This window comes from Klebsiella sp. GG_Kp173, from assembly GCF_040062415.1.
Taxonomy (GTDB): domain Bacteria; phylum Pseudomonadota; class Gammaproteobacteria; order Enterobacterales; family Enterobacteriaceae; genus Klebsiella; species Klebsiella quasipneumoniae.
In genome coordinates this window covers 79336-105517 of sequence record NZ_JBEAFZ010000021.1, presented here as the reverse complement: position 1 = coordinate 105517, position 26182 = coordinate 79336, and the positions used below count along the sequence as shown (strand labels likewise).

Annotated in this window: 25 protein-coding genes and 1 pseudogene; 9 read left to right on the top strand and 17 right to left on the bottom strand. The window is 62.8% G+C overall.

Annotated features, from left to right (window positions below):
• Window positions 1-3: 3 nt before the first annotated feature.
• The 3 genes and pseudogenes from ABLU50_RS11840 to ABLU50_RS11830 all read right to left on the bottom strand — a co-directional run bounded on the left by ABLU50_RS11840 (window position 4) and on the right by ABLU50_RS11830 (window position 3275).
• Window positions 4-1155: an acyl-CoA dehydrogenase family protein gene (locus tag ABLU50_RS11840; protein WP_176391518.1), complete on the bottom strand. Its 1152-nt coding sequence runs from the start codon at window positions 1153-1155 to the stop codon at window positions 4-6.
• A pseudogene (locus ABLU50_RS11835) lies at window positions 1142-2237 on the bottom strand (LLM class flavin-dependent oxidoreductase). The gene ABLU50_RS11840 and the pseudogene ABLU50_RS11835 overlap by 14 nt, the downstream one beginning before the upstream one ends.
• A gap of 144 nt (window positions 2238-2381) precedes the next feature.
• Window positions 2382-3275 carry a LysR family transcriptional regulator gene (locus tag ABLU50_RS11830; protein ID WP_087832266.1) on the bottom strand — a complete coding sequence of 298 codons (894 nt, stop codon included), beginning with the start codon at window positions 3273-3275 and terminating at the stop codon, window positions 2382-2384.
• A 106-nt stretch (window positions 3276-3381) separates the two neighbouring features.
• On the opposite strand from ABLU50_RS11830, the gene ABLU50_RS11825 reads away from it, so the two are divergent.
• Together ABLU50_RS11825 and ABLU50_RS11820 are read left to right on the top strand one after the other, a co-directional pair.
• Window positions 3382-3984, top strand: a complete 603-nt coding sequence (locus ABLU50_RS11825) for a cysteine dioxygenase (RefSeq protein WP_004203047.1) — start codon at window positions 3382-3384, stop codon at window positions 3982-3984.
• A gap of 5 nt (window positions 3985-3989) precedes the next feature.
• Window positions 3990-5570, top strand: a complete 1581-nt coding sequence (locus tag ABLU50_RS11820) for a rhodanese homology domain-containing protein (protein WP_087832267.1) — start codon at window positions 3990-3992, stop codon at window positions 5568-5570.
• A 12-nt stretch (window positions 5571-5582) separates the two neighbouring features.
• On the opposite strand, the gene ABLU50_RS11815 is transcribed toward ABLU50_RS11820, so the two are convergent.
• From ABLU50_RS11815 to ABLU50_RS11780, 8 genes are all read right to left on the bottom strand, one after another.
• Window positions 5583-6308: a polyphenol oxidase family protein gene (locus ABLU50_RS11815; protein ID WP_087832298.1), complete on the bottom strand. Its 726-nt coding sequence runs from the start codon at window positions 6306-6308 to the stop codon at window positions 5583-5585.
• 101 nt (window positions 6309-6409) lie between these two features.
• A complete protein-coding gene (gene mhpT / locus ABLU50_RS11810; RefSeq protein WP_087832268.1) occupies window positions 6410-7606 on the bottom strand; it encodes a 3-(3-hydroxy-phenyl)propionate transporter MhpT in 1197 nt (398 codons plus the stop codon).
• Between the two features lie 71 nt (window positions 7607-7677).
• Window positions 7678-8694: a 4-hydroxy-2-oxovalerate aldolase gene (gene mhpE, locus ABLU50_RS11805; RefSeq protein ID WP_087832269.1), complete on the bottom strand. Its 1017-nt coding sequence runs from the start codon at window positions 8692-8694 to the stop codon at window positions 7678-7680.
• On the bottom strand, window positions 8691-9641 hold the full coding sequence (gene mhpF, locus ABLU50_RS11800; protein ID WP_087832270.1) for an acetaldehyde dehydrogenase: 951 nt from the start codon (window positions 9639-9641) through the stop codon (window positions 8691-8693). The genes mhpE and mhpF overlap by 4 nt, the downstream gene beginning before the upstream one ends.
• On the bottom strand, window positions 9634-10440 hold the full coding sequence (gene mhpD / locus ABLU50_RS11795; protein ID WP_087832271.1) for a 2-keto-4-pentenoate hydratase: 807 nt from the start codon (window positions 10438-10440) through the stop codon (window positions 9634-9636). Before mhpD ends, mhpF begins: the two co-directional genes overlap by 8 nt.
• Before the next feature lie 9 nt (window positions 10441-10449).
• Window positions 10450-11316 carry a 2-hydroxy-6-oxonona-2,4-dienedioate hydrolase gene (mhpC, locus tag ABLU50_RS11790; RefSeq protein WP_087832272.1) on the bottom strand — a complete coding sequence of 289 codons (867 nt, stop codon included), beginning with the start codon at window positions 11314-11316 and terminating at the stop codon, window positions 10450-10452.
• 17 nt (window positions 11317-11333) lie between these two features.
• Window positions 11334-12278, bottom strand: coding sequence for a 2,3-dihydroxyphenylpropionate/2,3-dihydroxicinnamic acid 1,2-dioxygenase (gene mhpB, locus ABLU50_RS11785; RefSeq protein ID WP_023318525.1), 945 nt, complete (start codon window positions 12276-12278; stop codon window positions 11334-11336).
• Window position 12279: 1 nt separating this feature from the next.
• The gene (locus ABLU50_RS11780) at window positions 12280-13944 is read right to left on the bottom strand and encodes a bifunctional 3-(3-hydroxy-phenyl)propionate/3-hydroxycinnamic acid hydroxylase (protein WP_065904612.1); all 1665 of its coding nucleotides are present in this window, start codon (window positions 13942-13944) and stop codon (window positions 12280-12282) included.
• Between the two features lie 177 nt (window positions 13945-14121).
• Here ABLU50_RS11780 and ABLU50_RS11775 point away from each other — a divergent pair, with 177 nt between their 5' ends.
• The 4 genes from ABLU50_RS11775 (at window position 14122) to ABLU50_RS11760 (ending at window position 17828) form a co-directional block, all read left to right on the top strand.
• The gene (locus ABLU50_RS11775; protein WP_023318526.1) at window positions 14122-14934 is read left to right on the top strand and encodes a DNA-binding transcriptional regulator; all 813 of its coding nucleotides are present in this window, start codon (window positions 14122-14124) and stop codon (window positions 14932-14934) included.
• Between the two features lie 92 nt (window positions 14935-15026).
• The gene (locus ABLU50_RS11770; protein WP_049003488.1) at window positions 15027-16085 is read left to right on the top strand and encodes an ABC transporter substrate-binding protein; all 1059 of its coding nucleotides are present in this window, start codon (window positions 15027-15029) and stop codon (window positions 16083-16085) included.
• Window positions 16075-17082 (top strand): iron ABC transporter permease, encoded by a 1008-nt coding sequence (locus ABLU50_RS11765; protein WP_087832273.1) that lies wholly within the window; start codon window positions 16075-16077, stop codon window positions 17080-17082. Before ABLU50_RS11770 ends, ABLU50_RS11765 begins: the two co-directional genes overlap by 11 nt.
• Window positions 17079-17828, top strand: a complete 750-nt coding sequence (locus tag ABLU50_RS11760) for an ABC transporter ATP-binding protein (RefSeq protein ID WP_087832274.1) — start codon at window positions 17079-17081, stop codon at window positions 17826-17828. Before ABLU50_RS11765 ends, ABLU50_RS11760 begins: the two co-directional genes overlap by 4 nt.
• Here ABLU50_RS11760 and ABLU50_RS11755 read toward each other — a convergent pair.
• The 4 genes from ABLU50_RS11755 to ABLU50_RS11740 all read right to left on the bottom strand — a co-directional run bounded on the left by ABLU50_RS11755 (window position 17812) and on the right by ABLU50_RS11740 (window position 22711).
• Entirely contained in the window at window positions 17812-18555 is a 744-nt protein-coding gene (locus tag ABLU50_RS11755; RefSeq protein WP_057215859.1) for a substrate-binding domain-containing protein, read from the bottom strand. The two genes, ABLU50_RS11760 and ABLU50_RS11755, sit on opposite strands and share 17 nt — an antisense overlap.
• A gap of 56 nt (window positions 18556-18611) precedes the next feature.
• Window positions 18612-19448: a shikimate dehydrogenase gene (locus ABLU50_RS11750; protein ID WP_048324588.1), complete on the bottom strand. Its 837-nt coding sequence runs from the start codon at window positions 19446-19448 to the stop codon at window positions 18612-18614.
• A gap of 15 nt (window positions 19449-19463) precedes the next feature.
• Entirely contained in the window at window positions 19464-20786 is a 1323-nt protein-coding gene (locus ABLU50_RS11745) for an MFS transporter (RefSeq protein WP_087832275.1), read from the bottom strand.
• A 71-nt stretch (window positions 20787-20857) separates the two neighbouring features.
• Complete coding sequence (locus ABLU50_RS11740; RefSeq protein WP_087832276.1) at window positions 20858-22711, bottom strand: sugar phosphate isomerase/epimerase and 4-hydroxyphenylpyruvate domain-containing protein; 1854 nt, start codon at window positions 22709-22711, stop codon at window positions 20858-20860.
• A 126-nt stretch (window positions 22712-22837) separates the two neighbouring features.
• Here ABLU50_RS11740 and ABLU50_RS11735 point away from each other — a divergent pair, with 126 nt between their 5' ends.
• Window positions 22838-23476 (top strand): TetR/AcrR family transcriptional regulator, encoded by a 639-nt coding sequence (locus ABLU50_RS11735; protein ID WP_017900845.1) that lies wholly within the window; start codon window positions 22838-22840, stop codon window positions 23474-23476.
• Between the two features lie 17 nt (window positions 23477-23493).
• On the opposite strand, the gene fumD is transcribed toward ABLU50_RS11735, so the two are convergent.
• Together fumD and ABLU50_RS11725 are read right to left on the bottom strand one after the other, a co-directional pair.
• Window positions 23494-23706 (bottom strand): fumarate hydratase FumD, encoded by a 213-nt coding sequence (fumD, locus tag ABLU50_RS11730; protein WP_004203074.1) that lies wholly within the window; start codon window positions 23704-23706, stop codon window positions 23494-23496.
• Window positions 23707-23942: 236 nt separating this feature from the next.
• Complete coding sequence (locus ABLU50_RS11725) at window positions 23943-24074, bottom strand: hypothetical protein (protein ID WP_004217210.1); 132 nt, start codon at window positions 24072-24074, stop codon at window positions 23943-23945.
• Window positions 24075-24211: 137 nt separating this feature from the next.
• On the opposite strand from ABLU50_RS11725, the gene pykF reads away from it, so the two are divergent.
• Window positions 24212-25624, top strand: coding sequence for a pyruvate kinase PykF (gene pykF, locus ABLU50_RS11720; RefSeq protein WP_004203076.1), 1413 nt, complete (start codon window positions 24212-24214; stop codon window positions 25622-25624).
• A gap of 313 nt (window positions 25625-25937) precedes the next feature.
• Window positions 25938-26174, top strand: coding sequence for a major outer membrane lipoprotein (locus ABLU50_RS11715; protein WP_002908860.1), 237 nt, complete (start codon window positions 25938-25940; stop codon window positions 26172-26174).
• Window positions 26175-26182: the final 8 nt, after the last annotated feature.

Genomic DNA, 26182 nt, shown 5'->3' with positions numbered 1-26182 from the left:
TGATTATCCTTGTGATTGAAAGACGAAGTGGCCGGCTGCCAGCCAGGCGCTGTCGCTCTGCGGGGTATGCACCCGGCCGCAGAGCACATTGCGGTAGTGGCGTTCCAGCGGGTTCTGTCGGCTGAGGCCATGATTGCCGGTCAGCTCGAGCGCGATATTCACCGCCTGAATGGCGTTGTCGGTAATAGTGACTTTCGCCAGATTGGCCTCGATGGCGGAAAAGCGCAGTGCGGCGGCCTGCTCCAGCAGGCTGCGGTTCACCAGCAGCAGCCCGGCGATCTGCCCGACCTTCTCCTGCACCCGCGGCAGGCGGGAAAGCGGATGGCCGAGGCCCGCGGGCACCCGCCCCGTCAGCCACCTCACCAGCCAGTCGTGAGCGGCGCGGGCGATGCTGTCATAGATCGCCGCCAGCAGCGCCGTCTGCCGGTTGGCGAACAGGCGCAACGGTTCCGCCTGGGCAGAGGGTGGTGAATCGACCGGCCAGACATCCACTGCGTGCTCTGCCGCCACCCGCACGTGGCGAAAAATCACCTCATGGCTGCCGGTGGCCCGCATCCCGGCGTGATCCCAGCTTTTCACCACGCTAATCCCGGCGCTGTCGCCAGGCACCAGCCAGGTGCCCACCCGCGGCGGGTTATCATCGCTTCTCGCCCATACCGCCAGCCAGCGTAGCCCTTCAATGCCGGTGGTATAGATTTTATGACCGTTGATGTCCCAGCCGTCCGCGCAGCGGCTCGCCACGGTGTCCGGCAGGCCGCCCCGCGCCGGGGAACCCAGCTCCGGCTCAACGCGCAGGCTGTTGATCAGGCCACCGCGTTCGACGGCGTCGTGAAAAACCTGCTGGCGCAGCGGCGCGTGCCAAGCGTCGTTTTCCGCCAGCCGCAAATGGTGCAGATACTGCATGCAGACGATCAGCGCCGTCGCCGGCTCACCCCAGGCGATGGCGGCGATGGCCTGCTGCAGCTGGGCCAGGCTGGCGCCCGCGCCGCCGTAAGCACGCGGCACGGCGAGGCTTAACCAGCCCCCCGCGCGCAGGTGGTCGATATTGTGCCAGGGAAAGTCGCCGCTGGCGTCGAGGCTGGCCGCCTGCTCCGCCATCTGTTGGCGTACCGCCGTCAGCTGCTGCGCCCAGTCGTCGCGCTCAGGATGGATCACGATGCGCGCTCCGCCGCCGCACGCCGCGCGGCTTTTTCACGAGCGATCGGCAACAGCGCCCGGCCGTAGTCTGCCGCATCGTTCAGCGGGTCGAATCCGCGGATCAGGAAGTTGCGCACCCCGAGGTCGTAGTAATCGAGCAGCGCATCGGCCACCTGCTCCGGGGTGCCCACCAGGGCGGTAGAGTTATGCCCGCCGCCCACCAGCTGGGCGATGCCGGTCCACAGGCGTTTGTCCACCACTCTGCCCTGCGCGGCGGTGGCCCGCAGCCGCTGGGCGCCGATGCTGTCCGGTTTGGCCTTGAAACCGCCCCCGCGCTGCGCCGCCTGCTCGGTGGCGACATGCAGGATATGCTCGGCTTTCTCCCAGGCCTCGGCTTCGCTGTCGGCGATAATCGGCCGGAACGAGACGCTGAAACCGATGTCACGCTGGTGTTTCGCCGCTTCGGCGCGCACGCGCTGGATGGTCTCGCCGGTTTGCGCCAGCGACTCGCCCCACAGGGCGAAGACGTCGGCGTGTTTGCCGGCGACGGCGATGGCCGCTGCCGACGAACCGCCGAAGTAGATGGGAAGATGCGGCTTTTGCAGCGGACGAATAGCTGACCAGGCCTGTTCGGCCTGATAAAAATCGTTGTGAATATCGACAGGCTGCTCGCTGGTCCACACCTGGCGCACCACGTCGAGGAAGGCGTCGGTGCGGGCATAGCGCTGGTCGTGGTCGAGGTAATCGCCGTCCCGGCGCTGCTCGGCGTCATTGCCGCCGCTGATGATATGCACCGCCAGCCGGCCCCCCAGCAGATGCTCAAGGGTGGCGAATTTGCGCGCGGCGAGGGTCGGCGATACAAAACCGGGGCGATGGGCCAGCAGGTACTGAATTTTCTGCGTCGACAGTCCGGCCAGGGCGGTTACCAGAAAGCCGTCGGGTTGATCGGACCAGTGACCCACCAGCAGGCGATCGAACCCGGCGGCTTCATGGGTTTGCGCGAAGCGAACAATATAGTCGCGGTCAAAGATCGGCCCCACCGGGGCAATCGTTTCGGAAGAGAGGCGGTGGCCAATCATGCCAAGAAACTGAATGCTCATGAACAACTCCTTGCGTCAGGGTAATGGAGTGGCCGCGACGGCGGCGCTGGTCATTACCCTATACAGAGTGTGTTAATGAACAAAATGCATTTTTATCATATCTTAATATGCAAGACTTGCATTAAGATAAAATGAGTACTGTTTTCAGTCGGATACTGTCAGCTGCTGCACCACTTTGCTGGCGAAAAAGATCAGCGGCGACTGCAGGTTGGCCAGATACTGAGCGTGGATCAGCCACAGCGACACCGCAGGCTGAAAATTGCTGAGGTTGACGACCTCGATCTCGTCCCGCCACGGGCTGGCCGCCAGCGCCGCCCGCGGCACCAGACCCAGCCCCAGTCCCTGCGCCACCAGCGCCATCTGCAGCTGGGCGCCCGCGCTCTCGACGTTAAGCTTCAGGCGCAGGCCCTGGCTTTGCAGCTCGCGGATGAGCCCGGCGCGCAGGCCACAGCCATCGGGGTTAAGGATCCAGCCCTGTTCGACGCACTCCCGCAGCGACGACGCCCGCAGATTCAGCCGCCGGGCGGCAATCGGCACCACCTCCAGGGGGCACAGCAGACGCCCGCTGTAGCCCTCGGCGAGGGTCTGCTGGGCGGGGCCCATCGCCAGCATCCCGTCCAGTTCGCCGTTTTCCAGCCGGCGCTGCAGCTCTCCGCTCCAGCCGCAGGTGACCTGCGGGGACAGTGCGGGAAACTGCTGGCTCAGCGCCGACAGCGCCGTCGGCAGCGCGATCTCGCTGATACTCTGCGGTACGCCGAGACGCAGCGCGCCGCGCGGCTCGCCTTGCGGATCCAACAGGCTGTAGAGCTTTTTCGTCTCGCGCTTAATGCTCAGGCACTGCTCGTACACCCGCTGACCGGCGGCGGTCAGGGTCAGCGGGCGGGTCTGACGCGCTAACAGCGTGACGTTCAGCTCCTGCTCCAGACGCTGCAGGCGCCGGGTTATCGCCGACTGGGTGATCCCCAGATAGTCCGCCGCCTGATTGAGGGAAGAAAACTGCACTGTGGCCAGCAGAGCGTCAATATCGTCGATGCGCATAGGATCCTTATGTGAAATTTGCATATTAATATATGCGTAAATTGCATTTAAATAATATTAACGCCTCTGTTAGCGTTTTGACCAGTCCCTCTGACAGGAAGCGCACATGACTGCACCACGACTGGAAAAATTACGCCATTTTATTCATGAGGTTGACCGTCTGCACCGGGAACACCACTCGACCGCGCCGCTGCTTGACGCCGTGGCGCAGCGGCTGGCGGCGCTGGTGCGTCACGACGACTGGCTGCCGGAAGAGTACACCCTGCCGCACCCACACCATTACCAGCAGTATCTGCTGCATGCCGACTCCGGCGAGCGCTTCTCGATCGTCAGCTTCGTCTGGGGGCCGGGACAGGCGACGCCGATCCATGACCACCGGGTGTGGGGCGCCATTGGGATGCTGCGCGGCGCGGAGGAAAATCAACGCTACCAGCTGGATGCCGATGGCATACCGCGCGCGCTGGGCGCCGCCACGCTTCTGCAGGCAGGTCAGGTGGAGAAAGTCTCCGCTGACGATGGCGACATTCATCGCGTCAGCAATGCGCTGGCGGATCGCGTCTCCATCAGCATACATGTTTACGGCGGCAACATCGGCGCGGTGAAGCGCGCAGTGTATACCCCGGAAGGCCAGCAAAAACCGTTTATATCCGGCTACTCCAACCGCCATTTACCCAATATCTGGGATTCCTCCCGCGAACACCAAGGATAACCATTATGTCCACTTACGCTTATCGCCAGGCCGCCGCGATCCGTCAGGCGCTGCTCGACCGTCGTGAACTGGCGCTGATCGACGTCCGTGAAGAGGCCGATTTCGCCACCGCTCATCCACTGTTTGCCGTCAATCTGCCGCTCAGCAAACTGGAGCTGGAGGTCCGCCGGCGGATACCGCGCTTCACCACCCCGATCACCGTCTACGACAACGGCGAAGGGCTGGCGGAGATCGCCGTCGAACGACTGCGGACCTGGGGCTATCAGGATGTGGCCCTGCTGGCCGAGGGTCTCGCCGGCTGGCGCCGCAGCGGCGGCGAGCTGTTTCAGGACGTCAACTCTGCCAGTAAAGCTTTTGGCGAGCTGGTGGAAAGCGTGCGTCACACGCCGTCGCTCAGCGCCCAGGAGGTTCAGGCGCTCATCGACAGACGACAGGAGGTGGTGATCGTCGACGCCCGGCGCTTCGATGAGTACCAGACCATGAGCATCCCCGGCAGCATCAGCGTGCCCGGCGGCGAGCTGGTCCTGCGGGTGGAGAGCCTGACGCCCTCCCCGCAGACGCCGATCATCGTCAACTGCGCCGGACGCACCCGCAGCATCATCGGCACCCAGTCGCTGATCAACGCCGGGGTGCCGAACCCGGTCCATGCCCTGCGCAATGGCACTATCGGCTGGACGCTGGCTGGTCAGACGCTGGCGCACCAGCAGCAGCGGCAATACGACCCCTCCGCCCGCGCCTCTGGCGTCCGGGCCGCCGAGGCGGCGCATCTCGCCGAACGGGCCGGGGTGGCAGTCATCGATGAAGCGACGCTACAACGCTGGCGGCAGCAGAGCGACCGCACCACCTTCCTGTTTGATGTCCGCAGCCCCGAGGAGTACGCGGCGGGCCACTATCCTGGCAGCCTGAGCGCGCCAGGCGGCCAGCTGGTGCAGGAGACCGATCACTTCGCCAGCGTGCGGGGAGCGCGGATAGTGTTACTGGATGACGATGGCGTCCGGGCGGCGATGACCGGCTCGTGGCTGGCGCAGATGGGCTGGGAGACGGCGCGGCTGAGCGCGCTGTCGGCCAGCCAGCTGAGCGAGCGCGGGGTGCCGGCCGCCGAAGTGCCCCCCGCCCCGCCGGCGGAGGAGATAAGCCCGGCGCAGCTGGCGCAACAGCTGGAGGAGCCCGGGACGGTGGTGCTCGATTTTACCACCAGCGCCAACTTTGTCGCCCGCCATATCCCCGGCGCGTGGTGGCTGACCCGCTCGCAGCTGCGCCAGGCCCTGGAAGCGCTCCCTCCCGCGCAACGTTACGTGGTGACCTGCGGCAGCAGCCTGCTGGCCCGCTACGCGGTGCCCGAAGTGGCGGCCTTAACCGGTAAGCCGGTACAGGTATTGCGCGGCGGGACGCTGGCGTGGATCGCCGCCGGTCTGCCGCTGGCCCATGGCGACGACGGCCTCGCCGTCGAGCGCCGGGACCGCTATCGTCGTCCGTACGAAGGGACCGATAATTCCGCAGAGGCCATGCAGGCCTATCTGGAGTGGGAGTACGGCCTGGTGGATCAGCTGGCCCGCGACGGCACCCACGGTTTTCGGGTGATCTAACTCCAGCGCGCCTCAGGCCTGACGCATGATCCACGAGTACTGAAAGCTCTTCGGCGCCGGAAAATGGGTCCGGCGCCGGTAGGAGCCCAGCGATTGCGGCGTGCAATAGGTGCAGCTCCCTAGCCATTCAACGCTCGCCGGCGCCACCCCCCCCTCTACGAAGATCGCTTCAGCGAAAGCGCGCAAATCAAACCACAGATTATCGCTGCCGCGCGCTGCGGCTTTAAGCGGATCGCTGACCGGGCCCGAACGGGAATGGAACAGCCGCTGGCGGTGCCGGGCCACCCGGTCACCGCCGGGCTGGTCCAGCAGTTGCTGATAAAATCCGGCGGAGACTTCGTAACAGCAAGGGTGAATATGCGGCCCCACGGCGATGACCAGATCGGTCAGCGCCACCCCCTGCTGGCGAAAAGTCGCCAGACTGTTGTCGACAATGCCGCTGGCCAGCCCCTGCCAGCCGGCATGGACGCTGCAGACGAAGCGACCGTCTCGCGAGGCGATCAGTATCGGCAGGCAGTCGGCGGTCACCACCCCCACCTTTTGCCCGGCCACGGCGGTAAACACCGCGTCGGCGTGCGGCCGCGTCGGCAGCGGCTGCTGATAGTGATGCACCTCATTGCCATGGACCAGCTTCACCGGGGCCAATTCGGCATAGGGAAAAGCGGCGGTTTCGTGGACATCGAGAAACGCGTGGCGGATGCCAGGGATAGCGTCGAGCAAGCGGGAGCGGTAAGCCATAGAGACGATAAACGACAGGGAATGATGTCTTACCTTAGGCCAGGACACGCGGAGAGGCAAGGCGGCGGCCCGGCATTTTTCCGCCAGACCGCCGGACAGCATCAGACCATGGCCGCGCGCTGCTGGTGATGCATCAGCCAGAACACCGCCACGCCGGCCAGCACGATGCCCGGCGCTGAGGCTGCCATCACCCCGACGGTGCCGGTGCCGAGGGCCAGCATCTTGCCGGCCAGCAAAGGGCCGCTCATCGCCCCGAGGCGGCCCACCGCCACGGCGGTGCCGACCCCGGTAGCGCGGATCGCCGCGGGATAGAAGAGCGGCGCCAGCGCGTAGAGCACACTCTGGCCGCCGGTGGCGAACAGCCCGGCGACAAACCCCGCCAGCAGCATCCCGCTCAGCGTCGACGCACTGCCCAGCGCCAGCAGCGATGCCAGAATGCCGCTGTATATCAGCAGCGACATGCGCAGCGGAGTAAGCTTATCCATCAGCGCGCCCAGCAGCAAAGTACCGCAGGCGGCGCCGATCTGCAGAGAGAACATCACCCCCGCTGCCTGGCTGGCGCTGAACCCCTGGCCCACCAGCAGCATCGGCAGCCAGTTGATGAGCATATAGACCACCAGCAGGGTGAAGAAATAGCCCAGCCACAGCAGCAGCGTGGCGGCAGCATGTCCCGGGGCAAACAGGGTGCGCAGCGGTACGCTGGTCTCCACGCGCTGAAACGCCTGCGACTCCGGCAGCCAGCGCATCAACAGCGGGATCAGCAGCAGCGGGACCACGCCGCCAATCCAGAAGATGGTCTGCCAGGCCGCGGCGAGGCCAGAGAACCCCAGCGCCGCCGCCAGCGCGGCGCCAATGGGCACGCCGCAGTACATCAGGCTCACCGCCCGGCCGCGAAAGCGTGGGCCAGCGGCTTCCGAGGTTAAGGCAATCAGGTTCGGCAATGCCGCCCCCAGCCCGACGCCGGTGAGCAGGCGCGCCAGCAGCAGCGTCGGGAAGCTCCAGGCCACCGCGGTGGCCAGCGAGAACAGGCCAAACAACAGCACCGAGCTCAGCAGGATGCGTTTGCGCCCGTGGCGGTCCGCCAGCATGCCGCCCACCAGCGCGCCGGGCAGCAAGCCGAGGATCCCGGCGCTGAAGATCCAGCCCATCTGCATTTTATCCAGCGCAAAGGCCTGCGCCATGCCGACGGCGGCGATCCCCGCCGCCTGCAGATCCAGCCCCTCCATCAGGGCCACCATAAAACAGAGCCCGATGGTGACCATCAGGCGCGAGGAGTTTGTGGTCGTTATCTTGGTCATAGGGTACCTTGGCGATAGCCGGACAAGCGGATCAGGTGATGGGCGGCTGATGCGTGGTCAGCCGCGCGTTGTTATTTTTGGCGGTTAAGCAGATCCAGCGCGACGTCGACGATCATATCCTCCTGGCCGCCGACCATCCGCCGTTTGCCCAGCTCGACGAGAATATCCACCGCGCTGAGGCCATAGCGCGCCGCCGCCGCTTCGCTGTGGCGCAGGAAGCTGGAGTAGACCCCGGCGTAGCCCAGCGCCAGCGTTTCGCGGTCGACGCGCACCGGGCGGTCCTGCAGCGGCCGCACCAGCTCGTCGGCGGCGTTCATCAGCGCATAGAGATCGGTGCCATGTTGCCAGCCGAGCTTGTAGGCGGCGGCAATAAACACCTCCAGCGGCGCATTGCCCGCCCCCGCCCCCATCCCGGCCAGGCTGGCGTCTATGCGATCGCAGCCCTCTTCCACCGCAGCGATAGAGTTGGCCACCCCGAGGCTCAGGTTATGGTGGGCATGCATCCCGGTGGCGGTCTCCGGCTTCAGCACCGCCTTCAGCGCGCGGAAGCGGTCGCGAATGTCGTTCATGTTCATCGCCCCGCCTGAATCCACCACGTAGATGCAGGTCGCCCCATAGGATTCCATCTTCAGCGCCTGCTGCGCCAGCGCCTGCGGGGAGATCATATGGCTCATCATCAGAAAACCGACGGTGTCCATCCCCAGCTCGCGGGCAAAGGCAATATGCTGCGCCGCGACGTCCGCTTCGCTGCAGTGGGTGGCGACCCGCACCACCCGCGCCCCGGCCTGATACGCGGCTTTCAGGTCGTGCAGCGTGCCGATGCCCGGCAGCAGCAAGGTGGCGATTTTCGCCTGGCTGACCACCGCCGCCGCCGCTTCAATCCAGGCGATATCACTGTGGGCGCCAAAGCCGTAGTTGAAGCTGGATCCCTGCAGCCCATCGCCGTGGGCCACTTCGATGGAGTCGACCCCCGCCTTATCCAGCGCGCCGGCAATCTGCTGCACCTGCGCCAGGGAATACTGGTGACGAATGGCGTGCATGCCATCGCGCAGCGTCACGTCCGAGATATAAAGTTTTTTACCGTTCATGCTGTCGCTCCCGCCGCGCTGTTCATTGCCCCGGCCATTTGCTCCGCCGTCGCCAGCGCCGCTGAGGTCATAATATCGAGGTTGCCGGCGTACGCCGGCAGATAGTGCGCCGCCCCTTCCACTTCGAGGTAAACCGCGGTTTTCAGGCCGGAAAAACGGCCCACACCGGGGAGGTTGACCGGCTTATCCTCGGGGATAACCTCAAACTGCACCTGCTGCTTCAGCCGGTAGCCAGGTACGTAAGCCTGCACCGCCGCCGCCATCTCGGCGATCGAGGCGGCAATCGCCTCCTGGGACGCCATCTCGCTCAGCACATACACGGTATCGCGCATCATCAGCGGCGGCTCCGCCGGGTTGAGCACGATAATCGCCTTGCCCTTGCCCGCGCCGCCCACTTTTTCAATCGCCTGCGAGGTGGTTTCGGTGAATTCGTCGATATTCGCCCGCGTGCCCGGCCCGGCGGATTGACTGGCGATGGAGGCCACGATCTCTGCGTAATGCACTTTCGCCACCCGCGAAACCGCGGCGATCATCGGGATGGTCGCCTGGCCGCCGCAGGTCACCATATTGACGTTGCCCTGGTGGAGGTTGGCCGCGAGGTTGACGACCGGCACGCAGTATGGGCCAATCGCCGCCGGCGTCAGGTCGATGACGCGGATCCCCGGCTTCGCTTCGCGCAGCGCGGCATCGTTTTTGATGTGCGCCCCGGCGCTGGTGGCGTCAAAAACAAAATCGATGTCGGCAAATTCCGCCATCTGCATCAGGCCGCCCACCCCTTCGTGGGTGGTCGCGACGCCCATGCGCCGGGCGCGGGCCAGGCCATCCGACTGCGGGTCGATGCCGACCATCACCGCCATCTCTAGATGCTGGCCGTGGCGCAGGATTTTAATCATTAAATCGGTGCCGATATTCCCGGAGCCGATAATGGCGACTTTACGTTTACGCATCACGATGTCCTTCTCCGGCGGCGACGAAGCGTGCCGCAACTGAGCCAATACCTTCGATATGGGCGACAAAGCTGTCCCCCTCGTTAATCGCCACCATCGGGCCTAACGCCCCGGTCAGCACGATATCCCCCGCCCGCAGCGGTTCGCCGAGACTCGCCAGCTTGCGCGCCAGCCAGACCGCGGCGTTCAGCGGATGCCCCAGGCACTCGCTGCCCCGGCCGCTGGAGACCAGCTCCTGGTTGCGGGTCATCCGCATGGCGCACTGCTTCAGATCCAGTCCTGCCGGGCGCTGCGCCGGGCCGCCAATGACGTACAGGCCGCAGGAGGCGTTATCGGCGACAGTGTCGACAAAGCCGATTGACCAGTCGCGAATGCGGCTGCCCACCACCTCCAGCGCCGGCAGCACCCATTCGATGGCGTTATACAGCTCATCAAAGGTGGTATCGGCATGCGGCAGATCCTGCTTCAACACCAGGGCGATCTCGGCTTCCACTTTGGGCTGCAGCACGCGGCCAAACGGCACCTCGGCGTTGTCGCCGTAGCACATGTCGGCAAACAGAGTGCCGAAGTCCGGCTGATTGACGCCCAGCTGCTGCTGCACTTTGGGATGGGTCAGGCCCACCTTGCGACCCACTACCCGCCGGCCATGGGCCACGTGGTGCTGGACGTTCAGACGCTGGATGGCATAGGCGGCGTCGGCGTTGTCGACGCCGAGGATATCGCGCAGCGGGGCGATCGCCTGGCCGGTCCGTTCGGCGTCGCGCAGCTGCTGCGCCAGCGCGTCAAGAGAAAAAGTCATCATCACTCCTTAGGCTCGTGCGAGGAAATTGAGCACCAGCTGATTAAAACTGTCGGCATGTTCCCACTGCGCCCAGTGGCCGCAGTCGCGGTAAATATGCAGCTCAGAGTCGGCGATCCCGGCGAGCAGGCGCAGCCCGGCGTCCATCGGCACGAAGCGGTCGTTGCGTCCCCAAACGATCAGAGTTGGCGCAGCGATCTCGCCGAGCCGCGGGCCAAAGTCAGGGAACTGCTTCGGGTTGGCTTCGAGGCTCTTGACGAAGTTGTCCAGATGGTCGCGGCGCGACAGCATATTGTTCAGCCGCGCCTCGAACAGCGCGTCAGTGAGGTCGCGGGTGTCAAAGACGAAAATGCTCATCATCTTCTTCAGGTTTTCAATGGTCGGCTCGCGGTACAGGGCGTTCAGCAGCTTGATGCCCTCCGTCGGCATCGGCGTGAACAGGCTCATGCCGCCGGTCCCCCCGCCCATCAGCACCAGCTTAGCCACCCGCTCCGGCCAGCTCAGGGTGAAGGCCACTGCGCTGTGGCCGCCCATCGAGTTGCCCAGCAGATGGACTTTATCGATCCCCAGCTGATCGACCACGCTTTTCAAAATGCGGGCGTTGAGATCCGAACGCGAGCCGCTGTTGATGATCGAATCGCTCTTCCCCCACCCCGGACAGTCGAGGAGCAGCACGCGATAGCCCGCCTCGACCAGCGGGTCAATATTGCGGCTGAAGTTGGCCCAGCCGGTAGCCCCCGGCCCGGAGCCGTGGAGCATCACCACGGTCTCTTTCCCGTCGCCGCAGTCATTGATATGGATACGCAGCGTGCGCCCCCCTTCGTCGACGTTGAGGAATCGGCTGGTGGCGGCTTCGGTTTGCGGTTGATAGCTCATGTTAGTCTCCCGGTTAATCAAATCTCGGTGGTGGCGCTCAGCGAGCCGAATCCGGCGATCCACTCGGGGATCGGCCGGTAATAGCGGCCTTCGCTACGCCAGCGGCCAAAAGCGGATAGCGCGGCAAAGGCGGCCACCCAGGTCTTAATTTCGTGCGTCGATTTGCCGGCCATCGCCGACAGCTCGTCGTTGCCGATCGCGTCCAGTTCGCTCAGCCGCCCCTGCTCCAGCAGGCTCATAAAGCGGTTGTCCCACACCGGATTAAGGGGATGGAGCGAGCGCGGGTCTTCGGTAAACCGGCGGGCGGCGCTGATCACCCGCTGCTGGCGCAGCTCGCGTTCGTCCGGCGGTAGCTGTTTACCGCTGCCGAGCAGGCGGTCGCGCAGATGGGCGTCGGCCTTCGCCAGCTCCGGCACCGGCGGCTGGTGCGACAGCCCGCCCGATCCGAGGATCAGCACCCGCTTATTGAGGGTGTTGAGGAAGCGGCCCATCGCCTCGCCCAGCTGCCGGGTGCGCTGAAAACCCGGTAGCGGCGCGGCGACGCCGTTAATAAACACCGGCAGCACCGGCAGGCGATCCAGCCCACCCAGCAAAAACTCCAGCGGCTGGGCGAAGCCATGGTCCACCTGCATGTTGTACGACACCGCCAGGTCGATACCGCTGTTGAGCACGGCGTGAGCGCAGGCTTCCGCCAGCTCGGTGGGCACCGGCAGGTCGCCGGCGGCGCTGGCGAAGTCGCCGATGGCGGTGGCGCCGACGCCGAGGCAGAACGGCGGCATCACGTCATAGAAAAAACCGTTGTAGTGATCGGGGGCGAAGAGCACCACCAGTTCGGGATCGAATTCAGCGATCCGCCGCCGGGCGTCGGCAATCACCCCGTTGACTTCATCAAGGACCGCCTGTTCAGGGTCAACGAATCCCACCAGCGGGGTGTGCGACAGACAGTGCAGATAGGCATGCATATCAGGCCACCTTCTCTTCAGCGTGGGCGGTATCCCCGGCTGCGAGGGTCATTTTTTCCGCCAGGGCGGTCAGCTGCGCGCCGAGGGTTTGCGGGATAGCGAGGGCGGCGACAAAGCGGTCCGGCCTGACCACGGCGATGGCGGTATGATGTTGCGCAAACCAGCTCTTCAGTCGGTTTTGCTTATCCCCCACCCGCAGCGTGCCCGGAGCGTTATCCTGCTCGCGGTGGATCTGCACCTCCGGCACCACCTGAATAAAGCGCACCCCTATCGCGCGCCAGCGAGCGATCTGCCCGGCGTCGAGCCCCCACTGCGGGTTGCAGCCCCAGCCGATAATGGCGAAATTCGCCCCGATAACCTCGTCGAGCAGGAGGCTCTCGCCATTCTCCAGCGTCACCTGCGGTTGAATAAACATTTTGCCCACCGGCGAGGATTTATCTGCGCCATCGGTCAGCAGCGCCCCCTCGCGATACTGCGGCATCGGCTTAAAGCGCATTTCGAGGAAGTAACGTTTCACCGGCGGCAGGTAGTTCAGCAGCCACGAGAGGCCATCGCGCACGGCCCCCTGCCAGCGCTTCGGCGGCGCCAGCACGTGGCCGGCGGTCACCGACAGGTCAATCATCGCCTTCGCGTGGTCGCGACGCTCCTGCTGGTAGCTGTCAAGCAGCGCCTCTCCCGCTTTGCCGTTGACCACCAGCGCCAGCTTCCACGCCAGGTTGAAGGCGTCGCGCATGCCGCTGTTGTATCCCTGGCCCTGCCAGACCGGCATGATGTGCGCGGCGTCGCCGGCCAGCAGCACCCGATCAATGCGAAAGCGCTCGGCAAGGCGCGCGTTATGGGTGTAGACCCGCTGGCGGATCAGTTCGACGCGATCCGGGTCCGGTAGCACTTTGCTCAGCAGGCGGCGCATATTGTGCGGCTCGCTGAGCTGGGCTTCGGTTTCCCCGGGCATCACCATAAATTCAAAGCGGCGCACGCCGTGTGGCAGCGCAGCGGAAACATAGGGCCGCACCGGGTCGCAGCACAGATAGACGTGCGGGGTGGCCAGCGGGTCGTTGGCAATATCGATGACAATCCACTGATTCGGCGCGGTCTTGCCTTCAAAGGGAACGTTCAGCATACGGCGAATAAAGCTGGCGCCGCCGTCGCAGGCCACCAGCCAGTCCGCGCGCACCGTCTCCCGCTCGCCGTCCGGTCCTTTGATATTTAGCGTGACACTGTCACTGCTCTGACTAAAGGCTTCCACCTCGCGGGAGAAGAGGCAACGGACCTGTGGGAAACGCTGCAGGCCGTGATACATCACCGCATCCACCTGCGGCTGGATAAAGGCGTTGCGCCGCGACCAGCCAAACTCATCGGTCATCGGCTGGATGTCGGCAAAGCAGCGGCCCTTCGGGGTCAGAAAGCGCATGGCGTGCCACGGCGTGGTGTGCGGCAGCACGTCATCCACCAGCCCCACCGCCTGCATCGCCCGCAGCGATTCATCGTCAATACCGATGGCCCGCGGGTAATCGATCAGTTTGTCGAGCTTTTCCACCAGCAGCACGCTGATGCCCATCTGGCCAAGGTAGTTGGCCATCATCAGGCCTACCGGACCGGCGCCGGCGATGGCGACCTGGGCGGTATGCTGCACGGCGGGTTGAATATCGGGTGTAGATGTTGTCATTCTCAGCGACCTCACGACTCGGAAACGGCCAGACCGGCAGGCCATTTGTTAATCATGTGTAAACGTATTTTTATAATGGGCTGAGTATAGGGCGGGGGTTTTCGGCTACAATCAAAACATCATCGAATGTGCACCAGGTGCACAGCGCTGTTTATAAAGCGTTTTCAGGAGGGTTTGATGCATGACGATGGGTCCACAGCGTACAAAACGGTGCGCGGATTAAGCCGGGGTTTATTGTTATTAAAATTGTTAAATAAATTCGACGGCGGCGCGACGCCGGGCCTGCTGGCGGAGTTTAGCGGCCTGCATCGCACCACCGTGCGCCGGCTGCTGGAGACGCTGCAGGAGGAGGGTTTTGTCCGCCGCAGCCGCTCCGATGACAGCTTTCGTCTGACCATTAACGTCCGCCAGCTGAGCGACGGATTTCGTGACGAACATTGGATTTCTGCCCTCGCCACGCCGCTGCTCGGCGAGCTGCTGCGCGAAGTACAGTGGCCGACGGACATCACCACCCTCGACGTCGACGCCATGGTGGTGCGCGAAACCACCCACCGTTTCAGTCGGCTGTCGTTTCACCGGGCGATGGTCGGACGGCGACTGCCGCTGCTGCTCACCGCCTCCGGTCTGACGTGGCTGGCCTTTGCTCCCGACGCGGAGCGCGACGCCATTCTCAGCATGCTGGCAGCCCGTCCGGAAGCGGAGTATCAGCTGGCCCGTGAGCCGGAGCGGCTGGCGGCGATCCTCGCCCGCACCCGCCAGAACGGCTATGGAGAAAACTTCCGCGGCTGGCGGCAGGAGGAGAAAATCGCCTCTATCGCCGTGCCGGTCTGCAGCCAGCAGCGGGTCATCGGCTGCCTCAACCTGGTCTATATCGCCAGCGCCATGACCATTGAGCAGGCGGCGCAAAAGCATCTCTCTACGCTGCAGAGGGTGGCGGGCCAGATAGAGGCGCGCATGGAGGATCAAGAAGTGTGGTACGAAATGCCTTGATCGTAGTGAGGGTAAACGCGATCAACCATTGCGCCCGGCGTCGTTATATAATTTAATACACAACGAATTTTTCACGCCATTCGGGCCAGATCATGCCAAAACACCCCTTACTGCTGGGCCTGACGCTGCTCAGCGCCAGCCTGTTCACCGGTCAGGCCTTCGCCGACCGCACTGTCACCGACCAGCTGGGTCGCCAGGTCACCCTCCCCAACCACGTCACCCGCGTCGTGGTTCTGCAGCATCAGACGCTCAACCTGCTGGTGCAACTGCATGCCGCTGAGGATATCGTCGGCGTCTTAAGCAGCTGGAAGAAACAGCTCGGGCCGCAGTTCGCCCGCTTTATGCCCGAGATCGGGCAACTGGCGACCCCGGGCGATCTCACTCAGGTCAATATTGAAAGCCTGCTGGCGCTGCGTCCGCAGGTGGTTTTCGTCGCCAACTATGCGCCGCCGGCGATGATCGCGCAGATCCAACAGGCGGGGATCCCGGTGGTGGCCATTTCGCTGCGCCAGGATGCCGCTGGGGAAAAAAGTAAAATGAACCCCACCATGGCTGACGAGGAGCAGGCCTATAACGCCGGACTGGTTGAGGGGATCCGTCTTATCGGCGAGGTCGTCGAACGCCAGCCCGAGGCCGAGGCGCTGATTCACTACACCTTTGAGGCGCGTAAGCAAGCCAATGCGCCGGTGGCCGATATTCCCCAGAACCAGCGGGTGCGGGTGTATATGGCCAACCCCGATCTGAATACCTACGGCGCCGGCAAATACACCGGTCTGATGATGGCGCACGCCGGGGCGCTGAACGTGGCGGCCGCCAGCGTAACAGGCGCCCGTCAGGTGTCGCTGGAGCAGGTGCTGGCGTGGAACCCGCAGGTGATCTTCGTCCAGGACCGTTATCCGCAGGTGGTCAAACAGATAGAGAACGACCCCCAGTGGCAGGCGATCGATGCGGTGAAACATCACCGCGTGTGGCTGATGCCGGAGTACGCCAAAGCCTGGGGTTACCCGATGCCGGAGGCCCTGGCGCTGGGCGAGCTGTGGATGGCGAAAAAACTCTACCCTTCGCGTTACCAGAACATCGATGTGGACAGTAAAGCCAGGGATTACTACCAACGCTTTTACCGCGTAGCGTGGACGCCAGATGCCCGCTAACCACCGTCCCTGGCTGTTGCAGGGCAGCCTGGCGCTGGCGACGCTGGCGATCGCGGTCGCCTCGCTCTGTTTCGGCCAGTTCCCGTTAAGCCTGAGCGCGGTTGGCCACACCCTGATCCATCTCCCGCCAGGCGAAGGGGTGATCGGACAGATCGTCTGGTCGGTTCGCCTGCCGCGCGTGGTCATGGCTCTGCTGGCCGGGGGCGCGCTGGGGCTGTGCGGCGCCACCTTACAGGGCGTGTTCCAGAACCCGCTGGTCGACCCGCACATCATCGGAGTGACCTCTGGCTCCGCCTTCGGCGGCACGCTGGCGATCCTGTTGGGCGTCGGCGGCCTGCTGATGATGGCCTCGACCTTTTTCTTTGGCCTCGTCGCGCTGGGGCTGATTTACGCCCTCGCCGCCCTGCAGGGGCGGGACAGCACGCTGGGGCTGATTCTGTCCGGGATCATTCTAAGCGGCTTCTTCGCCGCGCTGGTCAGCCTGATGCAGTACCTCGCCGATAGCGAAGAGACGTTACCAAACATTGTCTTCTGGCTGCTCGGCAGCTTCGCAACCGCCAGCTGGCATAAGGTACTGCTCATGATCCTGCCCATGGCGGTGGCCGCCGGGGTGTTGTGGAAGCTGCGCTGGCGAATCAATCTGTTGGCGCTGGAGGAGCGCGATGCCCGCAGTCTTGGCGTTCCGGTGGCCGCGCTGCGTCGCGCCGTGCTGGTCTGCTGCGCGGTGCTGGTGGCAGCGCAAGTGGCGGTCAGCGGTAGCATCGCCTGGATGGGACTGGTGGTCCCGCACCTCGCCCGTCTGCTGGTGGGCGCCGACCATCGTCACCTGCTGCCCGCCGCCTTCTGGCTCGGCGCCGCCCTGATGCTGGTGGTGGACGATCTGGCGCGCACGCTGACGCAGGCGGAGATCCCGATCGGGATCATCACAGCCCTGCTCGGCGCGCCGCTGTTTACCTTGTTGCTGGTGCAATCCCGACGCCGGAATACGCTCCAATGAACCGCTCATTGTCGCTGGAAGCGCTACGTTACGGCCACCGTCAGCCGCTCTTCGCCCCGCTCACGCTGGCCTGCCGTCCCGGCGAGATCTGGGCGGTGCTGGGCGCCAATGGCCGGGGAAAAAGTACTCTGCTGGATACCCTGACCGGCGTGCTGCCGCCGCTGAGCGGCCGGGCGCAGTGCGAGGGCGGCGTCGCCCTGGTTCCGCAGTCCTTTCGTCCCGCTTTCCGCTGGCGAGTGAGCGATGTGGTGCTGATGGGCCGCGCCCGGCACGTGGATCTCTTTGCCCAGCCGGACGAGGAGGATGCCCGGCGGGTTGAGCAGGCGCTGACGCAGCTGGGGATTGCCGCCCTGGCCGGGGATGACTTCGACGCGCTCTCCGGCGGCCAGCAGCAGCTGGTGCTGATTGCCCGCGCGCTGGTCAGCGCCAGTCAGAATATCCTGCTGGATGAGCCCTGCTCGGCGCTGGATCTCGGTAACCAGCAGGTGGTGCTCCAGCTGATCGACGACCTCGCTCACCGCCAGGCGCGCACCGTCCTGTTCACTACCCATGATCCGAATCATGCGCTACAGGTGGCCAGCCATACGCTGCTGCTTCTGCCGGAGGGCCAGTGGCTGGCGGGCGAGACTGCCGAAGTGCTGAGCGAAACGCACCTCCGGCAAGCGTACGGCCTGCCGGTACGTCTGATCTACCATCCCGCGTCCGCGTCCCCTCTGCTGGCGCCGGGGTTTACTCTGCGTCGCTGAACGGCATAAAACCCGCCTGCCGGAGATACCCCTGGCCAACGTCGCCGAGGATAAAGCGATACAGGGCCAGCGCGGCGGGATCGGCACTGAGGCGCGCCAACTGGTAATCGCAGCGAATATTCCACGCTGCCGGGATGGTCAGGGTACGCAGATCGTCGCAGGAGGCCAGCGCGGGGGCATAGTGCGCGTAGCCGATAAACAGATCCGCCAGATTCTGGCGAATGAGCCACGCGCCGGCTATCTCTCCCGGCGGCACGCTCAGTGAGTCTCTGCCGCCGACCAGCGGCTGCGCCCGCCCGGCCATCGCGTTGCCCAACCCAGGACAGCGCGCCTCGATTCGGGCAAACAGTTGCCAGGTGTAATCTCCTGACGGATCGCATCCCGGCGTGGAGGTCGCCAGCCGCAGGCGGGGCGTGCTGAGCAGCGCCAGCCAGTCCAGGCCATCGTTGTCCGGCGACCGCCTGGCGGTCAGCATCAGCTGGTTGCCGGCAAATCCCTGGCATTCCTGCGCCAGACCCGTCTGGAGCAGCGCCTGCGGGTGCGCCGCGTTGGCGGAAGCAAAAACCGCGCACGGGGTCCCGGCCTCGATCCGCTCGCGCAGCAGGCCGGCAGGGCCAAACTGCGCATCGACCGCCAGGCCAGTCTGCTGCTGAAAGTACGCCACCAGCGGCAGAAAAGCGCTTTTCAGGCTTCCCGCCGCTAGCAGCGTGAGAGGAGTGGACATTATAGATCGTCGCTATAAACCGGATAATATAGCGCTATATTACCCGGTTTGCCGCCACGTCAGTAGCGAATTTCCGCCAGCGCCCGGAGCTGTTCAGGGGTGGCTACAGGCAGGTCGAAAAAGCGCAGATAGGCGGGGATCATTTCAAACAGCATGTCGGTCCCGCGCTGGATGGGGCACTGACGCTCCTGGGCTGCCCTCAGCAGCGGGGTATACTCCTGGGTCATCACCACCTCCCCCACCCAGGTGCCAGGCGCCAGACGGTCCACGTCCAGCGGCAGCGGATCGCTGACCTTCATCCCCAGCGGCGTGGCGTTAACCACCAGCTCGTGTCCGGCCGGATCGCGCTGCATCAGGGTGATATCGAGCTGCGGATAGTGCTGATGCAGCCGTCCGGCGAGAGCGTGCGCCACCTCCGGTCGGGTATCGTACAGGGTCAGAGCGCTAACCCCTGCCGCCGCGAGAGAGGCGGCGATAGCCGACCCCACTCCGCCGTTGCCGACCACCAGCGCCCGCGTCCCCTCAGGATGAAATCCTTTGCGGCGCAGGCCCAGCACAAAGCCGTCACCATCGAACATGTCCCCGGAGAGGCTGCCGTCCGCCTCGCGACGGATGGCGTTACAGGCGCCGGCGATAGCCGCCGTCGGGCTCAGGCGCTGCACCAGCTCGCAGGTGGCGATTTTATGCGGCATCGTCACCAGCGCGCCGATGATGTTGGTCATCGTAAACAGCGGCGGAATAAACGCGGCATAGTCCTCCGGTTTGACCCCCATCGGCACCACCTTCACGTCCACCTGCTGGTCGACAAACCACGGGTTGTAGATCATCGGCGCCTTAAAACTGGCGGTCGGATAGCCAAGATGCGCTATCAGCCGCGTATTCCCACTAATCACCATGCCTTGCTCCTTTGTTTACTGCGATAACTCGATACGTTTGACGTCGCCGAGGATAAACAGATAGGCCACCACACCCAGCAGCGCGGCGCCGCCGATGTAGATCAACGCGTAGAAGAAATTGCCGAACCCGGCGACGATAAAGCCGATCACCAGCGGGGTGAGGATCCCCGCGAGGTTGGCGCAAAAGTTGAACAGGCCACCGGTGAGTCCGCCCAGCCCCTTCGGGGCGATGTCGGAGATCAGCGTCCAGCCGAGGCCCACCATCCCCTGGCCAAAAAAGGCAAACGACATCACCAGGATCACCGCCAGGTCACTCTGCAGCCAGTTGGCGGAGATGATACAGCTGGCCATCAGCAGGCCAGCGACGATCGGCAGCTTACGCCCCAGGTTGGCCGACCCGGTGGCTTTGAGCAGCTTGTCGGAGATCCAGCCGCCAAACATCACCCCACCGGCGGCGGCGACAAACGGCAGGATGGAAAAGAAACCGACCTTCAGCCACGGCATATGGCGTTCGGTGGCCAGCCAGGTCGGGAACCAGGTGAGAAAGAACACCAGCACGGTATTGCCGGCAAACTGACCGATGCTGGCGCCGATGATCTGGCGTTTGCTCAGCAGCTGGCGGACCAGCGGCCAGCTGAACGCCACCTGCTGGTCCGTCGGGGCGCTCAGGCCGCCGCCGTTTTCGATATGCTCACGCTCCTGCTGGCTGAGACGAGGATCTTCATGCGGTTCGCGGTAGCAGCGCCACCAAACCAGGGCAAACAGAATGCCAACCGCGCCGACGCTGACGAACAGCACCCGCCAGCCGAAGCCATCCATGATCCAGAACAGCAGCGGGGCAAAGCAGGCCAGCCCAAGATACTCCCCCACGGTGTACACCGCCGTGGCCTTCGCGCGCTCCTGCTGCGGGAACCAGGCGCTGACCACCCGGCTATTGACCGGAAAGCACGGCGCTTCGCTGACGCCAAGCCCGAAACGGCACAGCAGCAGCGTTTTCAGCCCCACCGCCATGCCGTGGAACAGGGTAAACAGCGACCACAGGGTCAGCGACAGAAAATAGGTGACTTTGTTGCCAAAGCGGTCAAGAAACAGCCCGCCGGGGATTTGCGCCAGGGCGTAGGTCCAGGCGAAAGCGGAGAAAAGTATCCCCATGATCGCTGGATCGATCCCCAGCTCAGCGGTGAGCTTTGGGGCGGCGATCCCCAGCACGGTGCGGTCGAGGTAGTTGATCATGGTGCCGATGGCCAGCAGCGCAAGAATGCCGATGCGCCGCCGGGAGCGGCGCACGGTGACGGCCGGCTGGGCGGCAGCCGTCGGGTTAGGGCTATATGAGCTCATAGTCAGTTCCTGTCTCGGGTACAGAGGGTGTTGTTATTGTGTTTCAGGCATAATGAACCATTTGATTCAGGCTAACAATACTGCATCGCCGCCAGGCGGACGGCCGCATTCGCCGCGCCATAGAGCGCGTAGCCTGCCCGTCGTTCGGTTAATTCAAAGAAGAAGCGCCCGGCGGTGAAGGGCCGGGTATACAGGTGCAGGAACGCCCCGCCCTGCGGATCGCGGTCGTAGAGAAGCTGCCGCCGCTGGAGCTGCCCGACGTCCAACTCGCCGCCAAAACGCGCCAGCAGATCGTCATAGTAATTGGCCGGGATCGGCAGCGCATGGCCGGCAACCGCGGCGAGCTGGTCGCAGGTGGCCGGCAGATCGCGGCAGGCAAAGGCGGCATGCTGCAGCCCTGCCCCCTGGTAGCAGGCGACCGATCGGGCGATCTGCGTCGCCCGGCTCTGGGAGATATTCAGCGCCAGGCGGATATCGCCCTGCGGGCTGCGCACCGCCAGACTGCGCACCAGTCCATAGGGGTCCGGCAGCGTCTGCTCATGTTCAAGGGTAAAGCCAAACACCGTGCGGAAGAACATCACCCAGTTGTCGCGGCTGTCTGCCTCCATCCCCAGCGCCAGATGGTCGATACCGAGGTAATCTTCGCGCACCGTCAAACCGTCGCGCAGGAGAAAATCGCGCTCGTAGATCGCCTCTCCGGCGTCGATCAGATAGACCAGGCTGCCGTCAGGGGCGCAGATCGCCGGGATCGGCGTCTCGTTCGGCCCGGCGTCGCCCTGCCAGGTGGCATACCCCAGCGCGTGGGCGCGAGCGACAATCGGCGCACTGCTGTCGACCCGCAGCGCCATCGCACAGAGCGATACCCCATGGCGTTGATAAAAGTGATCGGCCCAGCTGTGGGGCTGATGGTTAATCACGATCCGCGCCCCGCCGTTGCGCCACAGCGTGACCTGTTTGGAGCGGTGGCTTCCCTCGTGCTGAAAACCCAAAGCCTGCAGATGCTGCCCCAGGCGCTGCGCCTCGGCGACGCTGGCGGAGAATTCAATAAACTCCAGCCCGTGATAGTTCGGCAACGGCGGCGGTGAAAACAGATCGGCATCGCACGCCGGGAGCCGGCGACGAGTCTGCTCCTCCAGCCACAGCAGCGAACGATAACCATCTTTGGCCGTCGCGCCGTTTGGCGAGGCGCGAAAACCGTCATTAAAGATCTCCAGCGACCAGGGACCGCGATAGCCGCAGCGGGTGATCTGCTCGGCAAACGCCTCCAGCGGCAGCTCCCCCTGCCCGGGGAAGCAGCGGAAATGGCGACTCCACTCCAGGAGATCCATTTTCATATACGGCGCATCGGCGAGCTGAACGAAGGTGATTTTCTCCACCGGCACCGATGGCAGCGCGTCGAGGGTGTCGCCCCGGGCCAGGATATGGAAGCTGTCGAGCACCAGGCCCAGCGCCGGGCTGTCCACCTGCTGCACCCGCTCCCAGGCCTGCTGCCAGCGGTTCACATGGGTTCCCCAGGCCAGCGCCTCATAGCCGATTACGATCCCCTCCTCTTCCGCCAGCGTGGCCAGCGCCCGCAGGTCCGCCACCTGCAGTTCGCTATCCGCCGAGCAGTCCGGCTGCACATTGCTGCACAGCAGCAGCGTGTCGCAGCCCAGCTCGCGCATCAGCGCAAATTTGCGTCTGGCGCGGGTCATATTGGCCGCAAACTGCGCCCGGCTGGCGCCTTCAAAATCGCGAAAGGGTTGAAAAAGCGTGATTTTTAACCCTAAATCGGCGGCCAGCTGGCGGATTTCCGCCGGCGTCCCCGTATAATAGAGCAGATCGTTCTCGAAAATTTCCACACCCTGATAGCCTGCCGCCGCAATAGCGTGCAGCTTCTCTGGCAGGGTGCCGGAAATCGAAACGGTGGCGATAGAGCGCAGCATAAGGTCCTCGGGTCAATAGCTGACGTGAGTCTTGAATATGTATCATTTGGTTCATTTGCGCCATACCAGGTTGCTAAATTGTGATCATTATGTGTATTTTTTGTCACCCAAGAAAAAGGAGTTGCCATGACCGTCGTTGCTCATGATGAAGCACAATCTCTGAAGGAGCGGATCTTCAGCGCCGCTATCGCCGTCTTTGCCGAACACGGGCTGTCAGGCGCCCGCATGGAGCAGATCGCCACCGAGGCGCAGACCACCAAGCGCATGGTGGTCTACTACTTCAAAAGCAAAGAGCAGCTCTATCAGGAGGTGCTGCAGCATGTGTATGCGCGGATCCGCGAAACCGAGCAGCAGTTGGGGCTGGAGAATGTGCCGCCGGTAGAGGCGCTGGTGCGGCTGGTGCGCTGGAGCGTGCGCTATCACGCCACCCATGCGGACTATATGCGGGTGATTTGCATGGAGAACATGCAGCGCGGCAAGTGGCTGAAGACCTCAGGGGATCTGAAGCCGCTGAATCGAACCGCCCTGTCGATTCTGGAAGACATTTTGCAACGCGGCCAACAGCAGGGCGTCTTTCAGGCGGGGCTGGAAGCGCGCGATGTCCACCGGTTGATCAGCAGCTTCAGCTTTTATCAGGTGTCGAATTTCTACACCTTCAGCAGTCTGTACCTTGACGATCCGCTGCCCGCCATTGACGATGAAGCGATGGTGGCCCACCACTGCGACATTGCCGTCCGGGCGGTGGTCCGCTTTGTGATTTCCTGACCCGCCGGCGAAAGGCGTCAGTGTCCGGAGAGGGCGTGAATGACCTTCGCCATCGCCTCCTCGGTGAGCGGTGAACGCTGGATTTTGCTGTTCGCCAGCGAGGTGCGCAACACGCCGGCGATGACAATGTGTTTCGGCTCCTGACCAAGGTCACGCATCTCCAGCACCACTTTGCCCACCACGCGGCACATTTCCTGGTACAGCTCGTCGTCTTTCGCTTTATTTCCCATTGAGTCTGGCTCGCATTTTCTCATTATCAATCAAATCATTATTGATAGATTTTTCCGGCAACGCAAATCATCCCACCGTTAACGGCTCAATGGGGTATTTTAGCGCCTCATGATGTCAGTAAAATCCCATTCTTACGCCCCTTTTCATGCCGCCTGATGAAATATTGTGTTGCGTAGTTTTATGCATAACGTGCCGGTTTTGTTACGCGTTTTGTCCATAATTTGAAACGAGGTTTTTATTTTCCTTTTTGATTTCGGCAGCGTATAATGCGCTTCGATTCTTTCTTGAATGGTTTCAGCGCATTGGACTGCATGATAAAACGCATAACACCTTGCCACATTTCATGGGCTGAACCGCCAGCACACATTCTTCTGCACGCTTCAGGGTTGTCACCTATCCTTAGGGCGTGGCTTAGCAACTTTCGTAATACAGGTTTGGCTCCCCGGCAGTGCGCCCGCGGAGCGAGAATTCCATATCCTTCACAACTTAAAGACTAAAACTGTCATGAAAAAGACCAAAATTGTTTGCACCATCGGTCCGAAAACCGAATCTGAAGAGATGCTGACCAAAATGCTGGAAGCCGGCATGAACGTGATGCGTCTGAACTTCTCTCACGGTGACTATGCGGAACACGGTCAGCGCATCCAGAACCTGCGCAATGTGATGAGCAAAACCGGTAAGAAAGCCGCTATTCTGCTGGACACCAAAGGACCGGAAATTCGTACCATCAAGCTGGAAGGCGGCAACGACGTCTCCCTGAAAGCGGGCCAGACTTTCACCTTCACCACCGATAAATCCGTTATCGGCAACAGCGAAATCGTAGCAGTAACCTATGAAGGCTTCACCTCTGACCTGAGCGTCGGCAACACCGTTCTGGTGGACGATGGCCTGATCGGCATGGAAGTGACCGCTATCGAAGGCAACAAAGTTATCTGTAAAGTGCTGAACAACGGCGACCTTGGCGAGAACAAAGGCGTGAACCTGCCGGGCGTCTCCATCGCCCTGCCGGCGCTGGCGGAAAAAGACAAACAGGATCTGATCTTCGGTTGCGAACAGGGCGTGGACTTCGTCGCGGCCTCCTTCATCCGTAAGCGTTCCGACGTCGTCGAGATCCGTGAGCACCTGAAAGCCCACGGTGGCGAAAATATCCAGATCATCTCCAAAATCGAAAACCAGGAAGGCCTGAACAACTTCGACGAAATCCTCGAAGCCTCTGACGGCATCATGGTTGCTCGTGGCGACATGGGCGTTGAGATCCCGGTTGAAGAAGTTATCTTCGCGCAGAAAATGATCATCGAAAAATGTATCCGCGCGCGCAAAGTGGTTATCACCGCCACCCAGATGCTGGACTCCATGATCAAGAACCCGCGTCCGACCCGCGCTGAAGCCGGCGATGTGGCCAACGCCATCCTCGACGGCACCGATGCGGTGATGCTGTCCGGCGAATCCGCGAAAGGTAAATACCCGCTGGAAGCGGTCACCATCATGGCGACTATCTGCGAACGTACCGACCGCGTCATGACCAGCCGTCTGGATTTCAACAACGACAACCGTAAACTGCGCATCACCGAAGCGGTGTGCCGCGGCGCGGTAGAAACCGCTGAGAAACTGGAAGCACCGCTGATCGTCGTCGCCACCCAGGGCGGTAAATCCGCACGCGCTGTGCGCAAATACTTCCCGGATGCCACCATCCTGGCGCTGACCACCAACGAAACCACCGCTCGCCAGCTGGTGCTGAGCAAAGGCGTTGTGCCGCAGCTGGTGACAGAGATTGCCTCTACTGATGACTTCTATCACCTGGGCAAAGATCTGGCGCTGAAGAGCGGCCTGGCGCGCAAAGGCGACGTGGTAGTGATGGTCTCTGGCGCATTAGTCCCGAGCGGCACCACTAATACCGCTTCCGTGCACGTGCTGTAATAATTTACAGGTTAATTGGTTTTTTTTAATAAAGCGCCTCTCGGGGCGCTTTTTTTTTATTCATCGGCTAGCTCTTCCTATTAAAAATGCAAATCGGAATTTACTATTTAATAAGAGATTATCTAAGATGAATCCGATGGAAGCGCGCTGTTTTCACTCGCCTTTTTCAGCGATTTTGACCAATTCGATGCTTCTTTGAGCGAACGATCAAAAATAAGTGCGTTCAGGTAAAAAAAATATTCTCATCCCAAAAAAGTTTGTGTAATACTTGTAACGCTACATGGAGATTAACTCAATCTAGAGGGTATTAATAATGAATCGTACTAAACTGGTACTGGGCGCGGTAATCCTGGGTTCTACTCTGCTGGCTGGTTGCTCCAGCAATGCTAAAATCGATCAGCTGTCTTCTGACGTTCAGACTCTGAACGCTAAAGTTGACCAGCTGAGCAACGACGTGAACGCAATGCGTTCCGACGTTCAGGCTGCTAAAGACGACGCAGCTCGCGCTAACCAGCGTCTGGACAACCAGGCTCACTCTTACCGTAAGTAAGAGTTCTG